The following is a 15,930-nucleotide window of genomic DNA, read 5'->3' as shown; positions in this document are numbered from 1 at the left end:
TCCCATTCCCGTAATAAAAAAGACTGTCTCAAACGAAACAGTCTTTTGTGTATTATTTTTCAAGCTGCTTATAGCTTCTCTGTATAAAATCTGTCAGGTCTTTTCCTTTCAGTAGGTTTTGTGATAGTTTGGCAAGATCCAGAGCATACTTAATCAGGTTTTCCTTTTCTTCAGCATTTTCCGTCTTTAAGATCTGGCCGGAAAGTTCACTGTTGGAATTCACCACCAGATTGTACATTTCCGGGAATCCTCCCATTCCGAACATACCGCCTCCCCCGGTTGCCTGCATGTCTTTCATTCTTCTCATGAATTCCGGCTGGGTAATGGTAAACGGAGCATCAGTGCTGTCAAGGTCTTCTAGCTGAACCGTGAATTTGGCATCTTTTACAGCTTCTTCAATACTGGTTTTTAAAGTTTCCTTTTCAGTTTCGTTTAATTTTGAAATAACAGGCTCGTCTTTTTTGATCAGGTTATTGATGTGGTCTGCATCCACTCTGGCAAAAGAAATTTTCTCTTTTGAGGTTTCCAGTTTCTGAATCACGTGAGGAACAATTGGAGAATCCAGAAGAAGAACTTCATAGCCTTTATCTTTGGCAGACTGGATGTAGCTGTGCTGCTCGTCTGCATTGGTTGCATAAAGGATAACCAGCTTGTCATCTTTGTCAGTCTGTGAAGGTCTGATCTTTTCAACCAGCTCGTCCCACAGGAAGTATTTTCCGTCTGTAGTAGGGTATAATGTAAATTTATCTGCTTTTTCGGAGAATTTTTCCTCTGTAATGATACCGTACTCTATAACGATTTTGATGTCATTCCATTTTTTCTCATAATCTTCACGGTTTTCATTAATCAGAGAAGACATTTTATCCGCCACCTTTTTGGTGATGTAAGAAGAAATTTTCTTTACGGCACCGTCTGCCTGAAGGTAAGAACGGGAAACGTTCAGCGGAATATCCGGAGAATCAATTACTCCTCTCAGAAGCATTAAGAAATCCGGAACGATACCTTTCACCTCATCTGTTACAAATACCTGGTTCTGGTAAAGCTGAATTTTATCTTTTTCAATATTTAAATTGTTGCTGAGCTTCGGAAAAAACAGAACCCCAGTAAGGTTGAACGGATAGTCTACATTCAGGTGAATATGGAACAAAGGTTCTTCAAACTGCATTGGATACAGCTCATGGTAGAACTTCATATAATCCTCATTAGTTAACTCACTTGGAGCAATGGTCCATGCCGGGGTAGGATTGTTGATGATATTGTCTACTTCTTCTGTTTCTGCCACCGCATCTTCGGGAGCGTCCTCCGGTAATGGCAATGTATGTGTTTTTGTTCCGAATTTAATAGGAACAGGCATGAATTTATTATACTTTAATAACAGTTCACGAATTTTTCCTTCTTCCAGAAACTCTACAGAATCTTCTGCAATATGAAGAATGATCTCCGTTCCTCTGTCTGCCTTATCAGCCGTTTCTTCAAGAGTGAATTCAGGGCTTCCATCGCAAATCCATCTTACAGCAGGCTCATCTTTGTAAGATTTAGTGAGAATTTCCACTTTTTCAGCCACCATAAATGCAGAGTAGAAGCCTAGTCCGAAATGTCCAATGATACCTGAATCTTTCGCAGTATCTTTATATTTTTCCAAAAACTCTTCTGCTCCGGAAAAGGCTACCTGATTGATATATTTTTCAACCTCTTCGCCGGTCATTCCGATTCCCTGATCAATGATTCGTAATGTTTTCTGGTCTTTATCAATCTTTACTTCAATTTTCGGATTTCCGTATTCCACTTTGGCTTCGCCAATACCTGTCAGGTGCTTTAATTTCAGTGTGGCATCCGTTGCATTAGAGATCAGTTCTCTTAAGAATATTTCGTGGTCACTGTAAAGAAATTTTTTGATAAGCGGGAAAATATTTTCCACAGATACATTAATATTTCCTTTAGTCATCATATTTTTTGATTTTTATTTTCTACATCTTTCTCAAAAAAAATACCATGAAGAAGAATGTGACAGAATGACATTCCCGACTTATGCAGCCCCAGTAATGCCTGTAGATTTGTCAAAGAAATAACTTACTTTTACTTCTTAAATTTTTAAAAAAATGAAGTTGAAATGTACAGTTTTTATTCTGTTCATGATGACCTGCTGGGTATATGGACAGAAAAGACCTTTAGACCATTCTGTTTATGACAGCTGGCAGAATATAGGTGCAAGAAAAATCTCAAATGACGGAAAATGGATCGCCTATTCTGTGGATGTTCAGGAAGGAAATTCCAATCTTTTTTTATATTCGGTTAAAAATAAATCTTCAAAGCAGTTTGCAAGGGCATCCAAAGTAGATTTTACCAATGATTCCAGATTTGCTGTTTTTCAGATCCGTCCGTTATATAAAGACATAAAAGCAGTAAAAGATAAAAAGCTTAAAAAAAATAAATTAACAAAAGACAGCCTTGCAATAGTTGATCTTTTAAGTGCTAAAACAGAAAAAATCCCTAATGTAAAAACATTTAAAACTCCTGAAAAAGCAGGTTCTTATGTTGCATATCTTCTGGAAGATATAAATGATAAATCTAATGACGCTTCCGATAAAGAAGAGGAGGACGACAATAAAGAGGAGGATAAAAATGTAAAACCACTGCAACTGGTCGTACGAAATCTTTTGGACGGGAAAAGTACAACCTATGATAACGTCATCCGCTATGAATTCAGTAAAAATGGTAAGCAGCTCGTTTTTGTGACTAAAAAACCGGAAGAGAAAACCAGCACGGATAAAAAAGAGAAAAAGGATTCAGCAGATGAAAAATCCGATGATAAGAAAGATAATGATAAATCAAAGCCAAAAAAATATGAATTTCAAACCGTACAGGTAGTTGATCTTCAAAAAGGAACTGTAACTACAGTTTCAGAGATGGAGGGCGATTTTTCTCAATTGTCTTTTGATGAAGAAGGAAATCAGATGGCGTTTGTAGGAACATCTTCTGCACAGAATGATTTAGTAAAACTCTATCAGCTGTATTACTTCAATTTTAAAGGAAATAAAAAGGAAATGGTAACGAATGACAATGTACATATGAAAAAGAACTGGGTCATTTCTGAAAATCGCCTGCCTGTATTCAGTAAAAACGGGAAACAGCTGTATTTTGGTGTTGCTCCCAAACCTATTGCAAAAGATACTGCCATGATTGCGGACGACCATGCTGTTGTAGATATCTGGAATTACAGAGATGATTATCTGCAAACAGTACAGTTAAAGAAACTGAAAGACGACTTGAAAAAATCTTATGCCGCAGTAATGCAGACAGACAAACCGGCTTTCTTTAGAAATATCGATGGTGTGGACCTGGACACTTTACAATTGGTAAACGAAGGAAATGCCGAATTTACATTGGGAGTTACCAGCCTGAATAACCGTATTGCCTCACAGTGGGAAGGTTCAACAAGGAAGACCTATTTCGTGATCGATAATAAAACAGGAAAAAGAACGGAAATTGTCCGGAATCTGGATGGGGCAGTTGCTGTATCTCCACTTGGAAAGTTTATTGTGATTTTTGACAGTGAAAAAGGGAGCTGGTCCAGTTATAATGTGAAAACCAAACAAACCCTGCCACTCACCACCCAATTGCCGGTTTCTTTCGTGGATGAGGAGTTTGACATGCCGGATTTCCCCACTCCTTACGGAATAGCCTCCTGGATGGATAATGACGAATCTGTGATTATCAGAGACCGTTATGATCTTTGGGAGTTTTTCTTAAATGGTTCAAAAAAGCCAAGAAATATCACCAACGGGTTTGGACGGAAAAATAAAATAACTTTTGATACTTACTCTTTAGATAAAGATATTAAAAGTATAAACCGGAAATCTTCTGTTTATTTATCAGCATTTGATAATACCTCTAAAGCGAACGGGATTTTTAAAACATCTGTCGGGTCAAATGCTGATCCTGTAAAGATTCAAATGGAAGATGTATGGGGATATCGAAGTGTTCAAAAAGCGAAGAATGCAGAAGAATATATAGTAACCAAAGAATCATATACCCATTCTCCGGATATTTTCGCCACCTCGGATTTCTTAAAACAACAAAAACTGAGTACTACCAATCCGCAGCAAAGTCTCTATAATTGGGGAACGGACGAATTGGTACGCTGGACAACCCCAAAAGGAAATACATCCACAGGAATTTTATATAAACCTGAAGATTTCAATCCGGATAAAAAATATCCTATGATTGTCTATTTCTATGAAAAACTTTCGGATAACCTGAACCGCTATGTAGCGCCGGCACCAACACCTTCCCGATTAAATATCTCTTATTTCGTAAGCAACGGATACCTGGTTTTTACCCCTGATATTTCGTACACAAAAGGTTTTCCCGGAGAATCTGCGATGGAATACATTAATTCCGGAGTTGAAATGCTGAAGCAGAATTCGTGGGTGGATAGTACCAAAATCGGAATTCAGGGACAAAGCTGGGGTGGTTATCAGGTAGCCTATCTTATTGCCCATACGAATATGTATGCCGCTGCCTGGAGTGGAGCTCCTGTTGTAAACATGACTTCTGCATATGGAGGAATCCGGTGGACTTCAGGAATGAACAGACAATTTCAGTATGAAAAATCGCAAAGCAGACTAGGGAAAAGCCTATGGGAAGCCCCGGAACTTTATATTAAAAATTCACCGCTTTTTGCCATTGATAAGGTAAAAACTCCGGTAGTTATTATGAGTAACGATAAAGATGGGGCCGTTCCATGGTATCAGGGAATTGAAATGTTTACCGCATTACGCCGCCTCGGAAAACCAGTCTGGCTTCTGAATTATAACGGTGATGATCACAATCTGATGAAACGCCAGAACAGAAAAGATATCCAGATCCGCGAACAGCAGTTTTTTGATTATTATCTTAAAGGCACTAAAGCACCGGTGTGGATGACAAAAGGTATTCCGGCTACCCAGAAAGGAAAAGACTGGGGATTTGAATTAACGGATGATAAGCCTTAATACAAAAGAATCGGCGGAGCCCCAGGGGCTCCGCCGATTCTTTTGTAGTTTATAAAACAACTACTTTTTAGCAGTAATTTCTTCTTTAACTTTATTTTCCAGTTCTTCAGCAAGTTCAGGATTATCTCTTAAAACATCCTTCACCGCATCACGTCCCTGTCCTAATTTAGTTTCTTCATAGCTGAACCATGAACCGCTTTTCTTCACAATTCCCAAATCTACTGCAGTATCAAGAATTTCTCCTGCTTTGGAAACTCCTTCTCCGTACATGATATCAAATTCTGCCTGTTTGAAAGGAGGGGCAACTTTATTTTTTACAATCTTCACTTTCACACGGCTTCCGATAGCTTCATCTCCCTGTTTGATAGGTGCGCTTGCTTTTCTGATATCAATTCTTACAGAAGCATAGAATTTAAGGGCATTACCTCCGGTTGTTGTTTCAGGATTCCCGAACATAACACCGATTTTTTCTCTCAGCTGGTTGATGAAGATCACCGTACATTTTGTTCTTGAAATGGTAGCCGTTAGTTTTCTCAATGCCTGAGACATTAATCTTGCATGAAGACCCATTTTGGAATCTCCCATTTCGCCTTCAATTTCCGCTTTTGGAGTAAGGGCTGCTACAGAGTCAATTACAACGATGTCAATTGCTCCTGAACGGATCAGGTTATCTGCAATTTCTAAAGCCTGTTCTCCGTTGTCCGGCTGGGAAATGATCAGGTTTTCAAGATCAATACCCAGTTTAGCAGCGTATGTTCTGTCAAAGGCGTGCTCAGCATCAATGAATGCGGCAATACCTCCGGCTTTCTGAGCTTCAGCAATAGCGTGAAGGGTTAAAGTGGTTTTACCTGAAGATTCGGGACCGTAAATTTCAATAATTCTTCCTCTCGGATAACCGCCAACACCTAGAGCGATGTCCAGTCCTAAAGATCCCGAAGGAATTACTTCTATGGTGTTGTCTACGGAATCATCTCCAAGAGTCATTACTGTTCCTTTTCCGTATGTTTTATCTAGCTTGTCAAGCACTAACGCAAGTGCTTTTTTCTTATCATCAATGTTACTCATCGTCTTTAAAATAATTTCTCAAAAATACATAATTTAAATATCAAATGCTAATATTATTTAGGTTGAAAAATGGTTTTTAGAGTTAAAAAATAATAAAATTTATAGGTGAACATCATATACTACTAAACGACCGGAGAATATCTTACCGAAATTCAAAAACAAAAATATCCATCTGATTTACAACAGGTTTCAATGAAAATTCGAGTTCTTTGTAATGGCCAGATAATCTTCCAGAACTTTCATCTGGTCTTTATTTCCTTTCTTTATCCGGGTTTCCCGGCTTACTAACCTGTCATATATTTTATTGACTAATATCTTGGACCAGGGAAATAATTTCTTTCCCCAGACTTTGGGGATTTCCAGTCTTTTACAGACTTCATCATCCAGCAGGAACCATGTACAGCAGATATGGAGATATCTCAGATTTTTTCGCTCAAATTTATATTTTAATATAGGGTTTTCCAGCGATTCATTTAATAAAGAATGAGCCAAAAGAACAGAATCTTTATCTGAAGGAGGCTGTACAGAAGTCCAGAGGTAAAAATATTCCGTTGCCTGTTTTTTATCATCCGGGAGAAGGTGTTCCGGAATCCCCAGAAGGTATCCTGTATATTTCCAGAGGTGAAAAATGCCCTTCTCTTCCTGTGCGGAAAATGTATTTCCCAGTTTTTGAAGGCTGTGTAAAAAAACAAGACTGAAACCAATATAAGTTGCCATCATATCCCATGAATTAATAGGTTCACCCCAGTTTTCCGTATCCCAATCTTTATAATGCTTTTTTATGGAAAGCCTGGCATACGAATGAATGAGACGGGTTTTTATAGCAAACTCATAGCCTTTTGCATGAATTTCCAGAGCATTATAGCGTGTAACATTAACCCAAAAGTCCAGTGTTTCGGAGAGACGCTTTATGGCTCCCTTTTTCAGGGCCTCTGTAACGATCAGCGGTTTATTAAGGTATGCATAATCATACCCTCCGATGAGACAGTAATCTCTTAGAGAAATCAGGGAATCCAGGTTGCTTCTCATGCAAAGTTCTGCACCGGCTTTCAAAAGATCATAATCCAGCCATTCAGGAATATGTTGTGTCTGGGTGAACAGTTTTTTTACGCTTTCGGGAATATTGTCTGTTTCAGAAATCCCTTTCCGGATGTACTGTTCAATCTCCCTGGAAGCTTCATGGAATTTTTTGGTGAAATAGATCTCTTTTACGACATTATCCCCCACTTCATCAATATGATAAAAGCTGGGTGAGAATGCATCAAAATCTTTAAAGCTTACTTCAGCTCCGGAGAATTCAACAAGCTGTTTTCCGTTACCGCTTTCCCAGAAATGCTTGAAATGAGGAGCATCTTTAAAACGGGGTTGTATGATCATTTGTTCCATTACCGATTAAAAATACAAGTTTTACACCGAAATTTCCTGGTGAGATTTATCAGCCTAGAATCCTGAATTTCTGAAAAAATCAGATAAGCCCTCTTTCAAAAGCTTTTTTCACCAACTCCTTACAGTTTCTGGAGTCTGTTTTTCTTAAAATATTTTTACGGTGTGTACGTACCGTATGCTCAGACAGCACAAGCATTTTGGCAATCTCCGGTCCGGAGTAGCCTTTTGCAATCAGTGAAAGCACTTCAGTCTCTCTCCGGGTAAGATGTTCTTCAGAAGCAGAGGGCGAAGAATAATCCAGTTTGATCTGATGGAAATCAGTTCTTGCCCCTATACCGGAAATGAGAACAGTATAGGGGTTTTCTTTGGTAATGTGATGGATATTGGTATGAATATTTATAGATTGTACCGGTTGTCCGGATTCATCTTCCATTGTAATAACAGCCTGATGATGGAACAGTTCATAATTTCCTTCTGCTGTTTTCATGCGGAAGCAGTAGCTTGATTTCAGATAAAGCTGATGTTCAAAACCAATTTCTATTATTTTTTCAATAACGGTTTGTTCTGCTTTTAAAACAAAGCCAATATCATCAGGATGGGTAAGGTCAATAACTTCTTTTAAATTTTCCGGAAAAGAGCACAGTCCATGAAGTTTCAGAATATTTTTATGATGATGAGAAAGAGTACTGTTGGTTAAATTAAGAACATAGTAATAAAATTCACCAATGGCAAACATTTCACCTATAATTCGTTCAATTGGCGGTATATTCAGGATCTTTCGATTCCTCCTGACACCCGGATAGGTATTCCAGACCTCAACCAGAGGGTGATTTTTCTCTGAATTTTCCATGAAGCATTTGTTTTTAAGCTAATGTAACTAAAATATGAACAAAATACCACAAAAGGGGGATTTTTTTGTGCTGATAAAATTCCAAACTTTGTATCAGCTAATAATCAGGAAAACTCAAATTTACTCAGTTCGGTTTTTCACGGTTTTTCTTTTATTAGCCTTATCAATTCCATCATCGGATGAAACGCGAATGGCCTACGCCAATCTGCTATTCTTATGTAAGCTATTAATGAATATAAAAACAGTTTACTCTTTTCTTTTTTAGTTGTTTGAAAATGATAAACTAATGGCCTCTCGTTGCTGGGGAGGCCTGTTTTAATTCGTTATACATCAGAAATTTATCTGTATTCCCGATACATTTCATAAACCATGACAGCTCATGTTATTTAAAGATATCCCCATTCAAAGGATTTTTTAATAAGTTCTGAACTGTTTTTACAATCAGCTTTTTTTAAAATATTTTTACGGTGTGTACGTACAGTTTCTTCGGAAATGCACAGGATACCGGACGTTTTTGCTGCAGAGTATCCTTTTGCAATACAGGTAATGACTTCAAGCTCTCTTTTGGTAAATATGACAGAAGGTTCGGATATTTTATTATTTACCCATTGCATCTGATGAAAATCTTTCCGTCCGTTAATCCCTGAAAGTAATACTGTATAGGAATTCTGATGAGTAATATGCTCAATGTTGGTGTGGATATTAACCGTCTGCAGAAGCTTGCCGTTTTCATCTTTATAAGTGTGCAGCGCCTGATGATGGAACAATTCGTAATTGCCATTTGCCGTTCTCATCCGGAAACAGTAACTGGACTTTAATTCCTGCTGGTAATCAAATCCATTAATTTCCATCATTTTTTCTATGCACATTCTTTCCGCTTCCATTACAAACTCAAGATCATCGGGGTGGATAAGGTCTATGACTTCTTTAAGATGTACAGGGTATTTTTTGAGACCATGCATGTTCAGGATATTTTCATGATGGCTGCACAAAGTGCTGTCTGCAAAGTTGATCACGTAATAATAAAACTGGCCCGGAGCAAATACTTCTCCGATAATACGTTCAATAGAAGGAGCCGGCAATATGTTTACGTCACTGTTTTGAAAAAAATCAGGATAACTGTTCCAGACCTGTGCGAGGGGATGCTGCTTTTTGGGATGAGCCAGATGCTTTTTATCCATAGTTAATGTTTTCATAAAAATATAAAAAAAACGAGGTTAAAAAATCACCTTTTTGCGGTATTGTAAAAGAGGGGTCATTTGGGGAATTTTGTAGAAAAATTAAGCTGAAAAATGAAGGCTAAAGCTAAAACGAGAGTTGATATACTGTCTCGTGATAATGTTCAGGAAAATGGTTATTGAAACAGCCATAAAATAAACATTATTGAAGGAAGAAAAGATACATTCCTCCCCTTACTAAGCAAAACAATAAAACTAAGATTATGAAAAAATCACTCATCCTTTTCGCTATATTTCTGGGATTGGGAATTGCGGATGCACAGGCCAAAAAAGCAAAAGATCCGGATGCAGGGTTCGGTAAATGGCTTTTTGTAAAAAGTGACAAACCGGTACAGGTGCGCTATAAACAGATGAAAGTAGAGAATAATACTGGCTACTTTCAATTGCAGTTTCGTATCAATTTTGAAGACGAAGTACATTGTAATAAACCTCAGTGTTTGGGATACTTAATGAATTTCAGCTACCCGCAGGGAGACCTCAGTAAGCAAACTCATAAAAACTATAAACTGATGAACAGCTTTAAAGGAATTTATACCTTACCGGATCTGGTAAGCTTTCCCATGAGTTTTTCAGACGGATCGAAATTCATCTTTCAGGATGGCCAGCTGTTTGCGGTCAACAGCCCCGGAGGATCACCGCAACAGGCTTACGTGACAACAGCCTGCGTAGATAATATTTTATCTAATTATTCACACCATAATTGCCGTGATTTTGATGCAGCATCAGCCATTGAATTAAAATAAGGATCTCGAAATCTCAGATTCATTGTATGTTCTTTAATGAAATCTAAGTTATTTTATTCTGACGGCTGTTTTATACCATTAATTTAAAAGATCACTTTATGAAAACCCTGTTTTCAATTCTCACAATATTTTTCGGATTGGAAATCGTTCATGCACAATCCAATGCAAAAATCTTAAATGAGCCTGTCAATGTTCTTACAAAACCTGGTGGCTGGTATAATATTCATTTTCCAACACCCATTCATTTTGAAGAGCATAATCAGTTTAAGGAAGGAATGAAGATGCTGGGATTTGATAAAAATCTGTGTTATGCCTACAAGGCAATGACTGATAATCATGATGATGACGATGATACGACAAATTATGAATATGAAGCCATAATTTTTAAAGCGGCAGGTATTGTCAATGGAGATCCGGAAAAGGTAATAGGTGAAAAACTTCGCAGCTTTTGGGAAAAGAATGGGGATAAAATTGGCTGCCATGATGGTGTACATACAGTTTCTTTTTATAAATCAGGTTTGCGGAACTTCCGAAATCACTTCTTAGGAGAGGCATTGTATTTTAAACTTCCCCGGTTTAATGATGTCGGTTTTGAAGATGGAGGCCGTACATTACTAGATGCTGTAGCAGATGAATATCAGAAATATGATTATGATAAAGTCAATTTTTATCGAAAGGATTTAGCCTCTCTATATGACCGGTTACGGGCCCAGGGAGCAAAACATAGGTTCGAACTGGAAAAAGAAAAAATCATTCCTACTGATAAAGAATTATATAAACAATTTATTCCGGCATATTATGAAGCCGCTGAAAAAGGAGACGCCTGGGCAATGTTTTATATAGCCCATACTTATATCGTAGGAATGTATGTTCCAAAGGATTTGACTAAAGCAAGAAAATGGTTAGATAAAGCCACTAAAGAAGCTTTAGATAAAAAGGATTATTGGGCATTAGGCTTTTTTGGCGTAACCTATGACGAAAAATTAAATGACCCGAAAACAACTTTTTCTATCTATAAAAAAATGGCTGATGGGGGAGATAATAGCGGAAGAGTCCGGACAGCCAATTTCCTGTTTTCAGGTTATGGTACCGAACGAAATGTAGATGAAGCTTTTAAATATTATATGCTCGCCAAAAATGAATCAACTGCACAGGCCATGATAGGCAGAATATTGGTAGAAAGAGGACAGAAGGAAGAAGGAGCAAAATGGCTAAGATGGACTTCTCAAACAGGAGGTATGCAAATGCCCATTGGTGACGGATATACGGTGACCGAGTTTTGCAAAAAACATAATATCAAAGAAAGTGAACCTCGGATAGAGCCCAAAGATCTGGGATTGTAATTATTTTCATTCCGCTAATATTACAGTATTCAGAAGAGCATTACTTGAAACAGCTGCGAAATAAAATACCTAAGGAAAAAAATAGACAGACCTTATTAAGCAAACAACAGCTAAGATTATGAAAAAATTACTTATCCTTTTCGTTGTATTCCTGGGACTAGGAATTGCGAACGCACAAAATAAAGAATACAAAGAATATTACGATAACGGAAAGCTCAAAAAGGAAGGCTATAAAAATGCAGATGGCGGGAGAGAAGGAGAAAATAAAGAATATTATGATACCGGAGAACTAAAATATCTCATGAGTTATAAAAACGGCCAGCTTGACGGTGAATCCAAAATGTATTATAAATCCGGGAAGCTGATGGGAGTTGAAAATTATAAAAATGGTAAGCCGGCAGATGGTGGAATGAAAAAATATTATGAAAACGGGCAGCTGGCATCTTTTATTAACGTCGTGGATGGAAAACCAAAAGGAGAATATGCTCAGTATTTCGATAACGGACAGGTCGCTGTTAAGGGAAATTTCGTTAACGGGCAGGTTGAAAATGAAGTTAAATATTATTACGAAAGCGGTAAACCCAAAAAGACTGAAAACTATAAAAGCGGAAAACTAAACGGTTTATCAAAAGAGTTCTATGAAAATGGGAATACAGAATCCGAATTTAATTACATCAATGGAGAGAAAGACGGTGAAGGTAAATGGAATTATGAGTCAGGAAAGCCTCGCAAAATTATAAATTATAAGAATAAAGAGCTCAACGGAGAATATAAAGAATATCATGAGAACGGGCAATTAGCTGTAATTAAAAATTTGGTGAATGAAAAAGAGGAAGGTATGGTTAAAGAATATCATTCTAATGGAAAACCTAAAAGAACCTGCAATTATACAGGTGGAAATAGGGATGGTGAGTGTAAAGAATATTATGAAGACGGGCAGCTGAAAATGAAGGCAACTTATAAAAAAGGAAAACTTGAAGATGGATCAGAATACTTTAAGAAAGACGGCTCACCAGATCCGGAATTAAAAAGGCTTGGTGATTTTCTTGATCACAAAACGTATGAAGATAACAAAGCTTCTGAGCAAAGCAGACAAGCGGAAAAGAAATAATACAGTCTGGTAATATCAAATAATTAATACTTAATCTGACAGTGATTACCCAAGTAAATAACATTAAAAACAGACTTCCTTTTGAGCTGCCTGAAAACAATAATTCAATAGCCTCCTCTTACCGGGAGGCTTTTTTCTTTCTTTTATCTCCCATCTAAAATCACCCGAACGGGTACTTTACTCATATTCATGGAATGACAAACTTTGTGTAACACAAAAACCAATAACCATGAAAACTCATTTATTACTATTGTTTCTGCTTTTGATGGGAACAAGAGTATACGGACAGGAAGATATTAAAACCGGGGGTAACTATTATTTTAACTATCCCGTAGCAGAGGGCTTATTGGATTTTAAAAATGAAACAGTTATCAAAGAAGGAAGTTCTTTAGAATCTGTGAGAAATGAAATCGAGGGCTCTGTATTCAACATTCATGTTCAGAATATTAAAAAAGACCGGGTGTATTTCATTTTCGGAAATTTTTTGGGTAATGTATCAGGATTAGAAACGAAAATTAATAGAAACAACGCTGCTTCAGTACCTGATACAAAATCAGATTATAAAACAGTCTATTCTTTACCATTGGCCGATTTTAAGGATAATACCAGACCTTTATACAATATAGTAGACTGGCGGGTCGGAGTTTTTACAGTTCCCTTCAAACTGAGGCTCAGTGAATTTTCATTTGATGCAAACGTAAACCTGGGTGCTAATCTGGGTGCTAAATTCAGAATGAACAGGAAAATAAAAAATGGATTCAGCCTGGAGCCTATTGTCGGGTTCGGCTTAGCAAGTATTAAGCTTGATGAATCCAATAGCAAGGCTTCTGAAAGTACAAATACAAGTGCATTTACAATTAATACAGGCTTATTGATTCACGTTAATAATTCTATAAATGTAGGTTTTACCTATGGCTTTGATCATATCGGGAAAAATGATCAGAATAATTACGACTGGAAATACAACGGAAAAGGTTGGCTTGGCCTGGGTATTAACGTCGCATTTAGCAGTCAGAATGACAATACCGGAAGCTCTGTAAGCAATTCGGGGAAATGATATGCTCTTCGGAAATATTAAATTAAACAAAAAAACCTTCCTGATGGAAGGTTTTATTATATTCATTGCTTATCATCGATTACAAAGAAGCAGCGTGTACAAGCATATCCACTAACTTGTTAGAATACCCCATTTCGTTGTCATACCAGGAAACAAGTTTTACGAAGTTCGGAGAAAGCATGATACCGGCATCTTTATCGAAGATAGAAGTTCTCTTATCTCCTACGAAGTCCTGAGATACTACAGCATCTTCAGTGTATCCTAAGATACCTTTTAACTCACCTTCAGAAGCTTCTTTGATAGCTGCACAGATCTCATCGTAAGAAGTAGCTTTTTCTAGCCTTACGGTAAGGTCAACTACAGAAACGTCTACTGTTGGTACTCTGAAAGACATTCCTGTTAATTTCCCGTTAAGAGAAGGAATTACTTTTCCTACCGCTTTAGCAGCACCTGTAGAAGAAGGAATAATGTTGTTTAGAGCCGCTCTACCCCCTCTCCAGTCTTTCATTGAAGGACCGTCAACAGTTTTCTGAGTAGCTGTTGTAGCGTGTACCGTCGTCATTAAACCTTCAACAATTCCGAATTTATCGTGAATTACTTTAGCTAAAGGAGCTAAACAGTTGGTAGTACAAGAAGCGTTTGATAAGATTTTAATATCATCAGTCAGTTCTTTGTGGTTTACCCCCATTACAAACATTGGCGTATCATCTTTAGAAGGAGCAGAAAGGATTACTTTTTTTGCACCTGCATTGATGTGAGCCTGAGCTGAATCTTTAGATAAGAAAAGACCTGTAGACTCTACGATATAATCAGCACCGATTTCATTCCACTTCAGGTTGTTAGGATCTTTTTCTGCAGTTACTCTGATTTTCTTTCCGTTTACCACAAGATCATTTCCTTCTACAGAAACTTCTCCTGGGAAAATCCCGTGTACAGAGTCATATTTTAACATGTAAGCCATGTATTCTGCATTGATAAGGTCATTGATTCCTACCACTTCAATATTGTCTCTTTCAGTCATTGCTCTGAAAACAAGACGTCCAATTCTACCAAAACCGTTGATACCTACTTTAATTGTTGACATAATAGTTTGTTTTTATTAGATTATAAAAAATAATTAGATTGCTAAAATTTCTGAGATCAACATCAGATCTTTGTTGATTTCGTTATGTTTTTTAATGGCTTCTTCGATAGGAGTATACACCAGATCGTTGGAACGCATTCCGGCCATTACATTTGTTTTTCCGTCCATTAATCCAACTACAGCCCCGTATCCTAGCCTGCTGGCTAAAACTCGGTCTGCACAGCTTGGTGATCCCCCTCTCTGGATGTGTCCTAAAATGGTGACACGAATATCATAATCAGGAAACACCTCCTTGGTCTGGTTGGCAAGATCGTAAATGCTTCCCAGCTTTTCGCCTTCCGCTACCACAACAATACTCGATGCCTTTCCGGTTTTCTCTGCTTTTCTGAAATTGGCAAAAAGATCATCCATGCTGTCTTTTTTCTCAGGAATAAGAATATCCAGAGCCCCTGTCGCCAGCCCGCTGTTCAGTGCAATAAAACCTGCATCACGGCCCATTACCTCAACAAAGAAAACCCGGTTGTGAGAAGTTGCCGTATCACGGATTTTATCGATAGCTTCCATGGCTGTATTCAGAGCAGTATCATATCCGATGGTATTATCTGTTCCGAAAATATCATTGTCTATGGTTCCCGGTACCCCAATTACCCTTACGCCAAATTCTTCACTGAAGATCTTTGCTCCGGTAAAAGTTCCGTCTCCTCCAATGCATACCAGTCCGTCTATTCCAAGCTTTACACAATTGTCATAGGCTTTCTGACGGCCTTCTTTTGTTCTGAACTCTGCAGATCGGGCAGATTTCAGAATCGTTCCGCCCTGGTTGATGATATTTTTTACGGAACGGGGACCCATTTTCAGGAAATCATCATTGATGAGCCCGTTGTATCCCTCTCTTACTCCGTAGCATTCGATATTATAATAATTGGCGGTTCTTACTACCGCTCTTAATGCCGCATTCATACCCGGAGAGTCGCCTCCTGAAGTAAGAACTGCAATTTTTTTTACAGCACTCTCTTTCATCTAGTAAAAAATTTCGAACACAAATTTACAAAAACAAGT

General features: G+C 37.8%; 12 protein-coding genes. 5 read left to right on the top strand and 7 right to left on the bottom strand.

Annotation, left to right across the window (positions count from 1 at the left end; all coding sequences use genetic code 11):
- Positions 1-52: 52 nt before the first annotated feature.
- Entirely contained in the window at positions 53-1,945 is a 1,893-nt protein-coding gene (gene htpG / locus AOB46_RS06935; protein WP_062697916.1) for a molecular chaperone HtpG, read from the bottom strand.
- Positions 1,946-2,099: 154 nt separating this feature from the next.
- On the opposite strand from htpG, the gene AOB46_RS06930 reads away from it, so the two are divergent.
- On the top strand, positions 2,100-4,994 hold the full coding sequence (locus AOB46_RS06930; RefSeq protein WP_062697664.1) for a prolyl oligopeptidase family serine peptidase: 2,895 nt from the start codon (positions 2,100-2,102) through the stop codon (positions 4,992-4,994).
- Between the two features lie 60 nt (positions 4,995-5,054).
- On the opposite strand, the gene recA is transcribed toward AOB46_RS06930, so the two are convergent.
- The 4 genes from recA to AOB46_RS06910 all read right to left on the bottom strand — a co-directional run bounded on the left by recA (position 5,055) and on the right by AOB46_RS06910 (position 9,476).
- On the bottom strand, positions 5,055-6,059 hold the full coding sequence (gene recA / locus AOB46_RS06925) for a recombinase RecA (RefSeq protein WP_062697662.1): 1,005 nt from the start codon (positions 6,057-6,059) through the stop codon (positions 5,055-5,057).
- A 189-nt stretch (positions 6,060-6,248) separates the two neighbouring features.
- Positions 6,249-7,445: an oxygenase MpaB family protein gene (locus AOB46_RS06920; RefSeq protein ID WP_241489174.1), complete on the bottom strand. Its 1,197-nt coding sequence runs from the start codon at positions 7,443-7,445 to the stop codon at positions 6,249-6,251.
- 79 nt (positions 7,446-7,524) lie between these two features.
- Positions 7,525-8,295: a LuxR C-terminal-related transcriptional regulator gene (locus tag AOB46_RS24035; RefSeq protein WP_062697658.1), complete on the bottom strand. Its 771-nt coding sequence runs from the start codon at positions 8,293-8,295 to the stop codon at positions 7,525-7,527.
- A 386-nt stretch (positions 8,296-8,681) separates the two neighbouring features.
- Complete coding sequence (locus AOB46_RS06910; RefSeq protein ID WP_062697914.1) at positions 8,682-9,476, bottom strand: LuxR C-terminal-related transcriptional regulator; 795 nt, start codon at positions 9,474-9,476, stop codon at positions 8,682-8,684.
- A 260-nt stretch (positions 9,477-9,736) separates the two neighbouring features.
- On the opposite strand from AOB46_RS06910, the gene AOB46_RS06905 reads away from it, so the two are divergent.
- The 4 genes from AOB46_RS06905 (at position 9,737) to AOB46_RS06890 (ending at position 13,787) form a co-directional block, all read left to right on the top strand.
- Complete coding sequence (locus AOB46_RS06905; RefSeq protein WP_062697656.1) at positions 9,737-10,276, top strand: hypothetical protein; 540 nt, start codon at positions 9,737-9,739, stop codon at positions 10,274-10,276.
- A gap of 98 nt (positions 10,277-10,374) precedes the next feature.
- A complete protein-coding gene (locus AOB46_RS06900) occupies positions 10,375-11,619 on the top strand; it encodes a tetratricopeptide repeat protein (RefSeq protein ID WP_062697654.1) in 1,245 nt (414 codons plus the stop codon).
- Positions 11,620-11,737: 118 nt separating this feature from the next.
- On the top strand, positions 11,738-12,730 hold the full coding sequence (locus AOB46_RS06895) for a toxin-antitoxin system YwqK family antitoxin (RefSeq protein WP_062697653.1): 993 nt from the start codon (positions 11,738-11,740) through the stop codon (positions 12,728-12,730).
- A gap of 229 nt (positions 12,731-12,959) precedes the next feature.
- Entirely contained in the window at positions 12,960-13,787 is an 828-nt protein-coding gene (locus AOB46_RS06890) for a hypothetical protein (protein WP_131724331.1), read from the top strand.
- A gap of 79 nt (positions 13,788-13,866) precedes the next feature.
- Here AOB46_RS06890 and gap read toward each other — a convergent pair whose 3' ends face one another.
- Entirely contained in the window at positions 13,867-14,871 is a 1,005-nt protein-coding gene (gap, locus tag AOB46_RS06885; RefSeq protein WP_062697648.1) for a type I glyceraldehyde-3-phosphate dehydrogenase, read from the bottom strand.
- 33 nt (positions 14,872-14,904) lie between these two features.
- Positions 14,905-15,891 carry a 6-phosphofructokinase gene (gene pfkA, locus AOB46_RS06880; RefSeq protein ID WP_062697646.1) on the bottom strand — a complete coding sequence of 329 codons (987 nt, stop codon included), beginning with the start codon at positions 15,889-15,891 and terminating at the stop codon, positions 14,905-14,907.
- Positions 15,892-15,930 lie beyond the last annotated feature (39 nt).

The organism is Chryseobacterium indologenes (assembly GCF_001295265.1).
GTDB classification, from domain to species: domain Bacteria; phylum Bacteroidota; class Bacteroidia; order Flavobacteriales; family Weeksellaceae; genus Chryseobacterium; species Chryseobacterium indologenes_A.
Note: the sequence above shows the minus strand (reverse complement) of the source record. Positions and strands in the feature narration are given on the sequence as shown.

What these genes read in the sequence shown, in the direction of transcription:
- htpG (WP_062697916.1), bottom strand. Translation starts at nt 1,945, where the DNA reads ATGACTAAAGGAAATATTAATGTATCTGTGGAAAATATTTTCCCGCTT.
- AOB46_RS06930 (WP_062697664.1), top strand. Translation starts at nt 2,100, where the DNA reads ATGAAGTTGAAATGTACAGTTTTTATTCTGTTCATGATGACCTGCTGG.
- recA (WP_062697662.1), bottom strand. Translation starts at nt 6,059, where the DNA reads ATGAGTAACATTGATGATAAGAAAAAAGCACTTGCGTTAGTGCTTGAC.
- AOB46_RS06920 (WP_241489174.1), bottom strand. Translation starts at nt 7,445, where the DNA reads ATGGAACAAATGATCATACAACCCCGTTTTAAAGATGCTCCTCATTTC.
- AOB46_RS24035 (WP_062697658.1), bottom strand. Translation starts at nt 8,295, where the DNA reads ATGGAAAATTCAGAGAAAAATCACCCTCTGGTTGAGGTCTGGAATACC.
- AOB46_RS06910 (WP_062697914.1), bottom strand. Translation starts at nt 9,476, where the DNA reads ATGGATAAAAAGCATCTGGCTCATCCCAAAAAGCAGCATCCCCTCGCA.
- AOB46_RS06905 (WP_062697656.1), top strand. Translation starts at nt 9,737, where the DNA reads ATGAAAAAATCACTCATCCTTTTCGCTATATTTCTGGGATTGGGAATT.
- AOB46_RS06900 (WP_062697654.1), top strand. Translation starts at nt 10,375, where the DNA reads ATGAAAACCCTGTTTTCAATTCTCACAATATTTTTCGGATTGGAAATC.
- AOB46_RS06895 (WP_062697653.1), top strand. Translation starts at nt 11,738, where the DNA reads ATGAAAAAATTACTTATCCTTTTCGTTGTATTCCTGGGACTAGGAATT.
- AOB46_RS06890 (WP_131724331.1), top strand. Translation starts at nt 12,960, where the DNA reads ATGAAAACTCATTTATTACTATTGTTTCTGCTTTTGATGGGAACAAGA.
- gap (WP_062697648.1), bottom strand. Translation starts at nt 14,871, where the DNA reads ATGTCAACAATTAAAGTAGGTATCAACGGTTTTGGTAGAATTGGACGT.
- pfkA (WP_062697646.1), bottom strand. Translation starts at nt 15,891, where the DNA reads ATGAAAGAGAGTGCTGTAAAAAAAATTGCAGTTCTTACTTCAGGAGGC.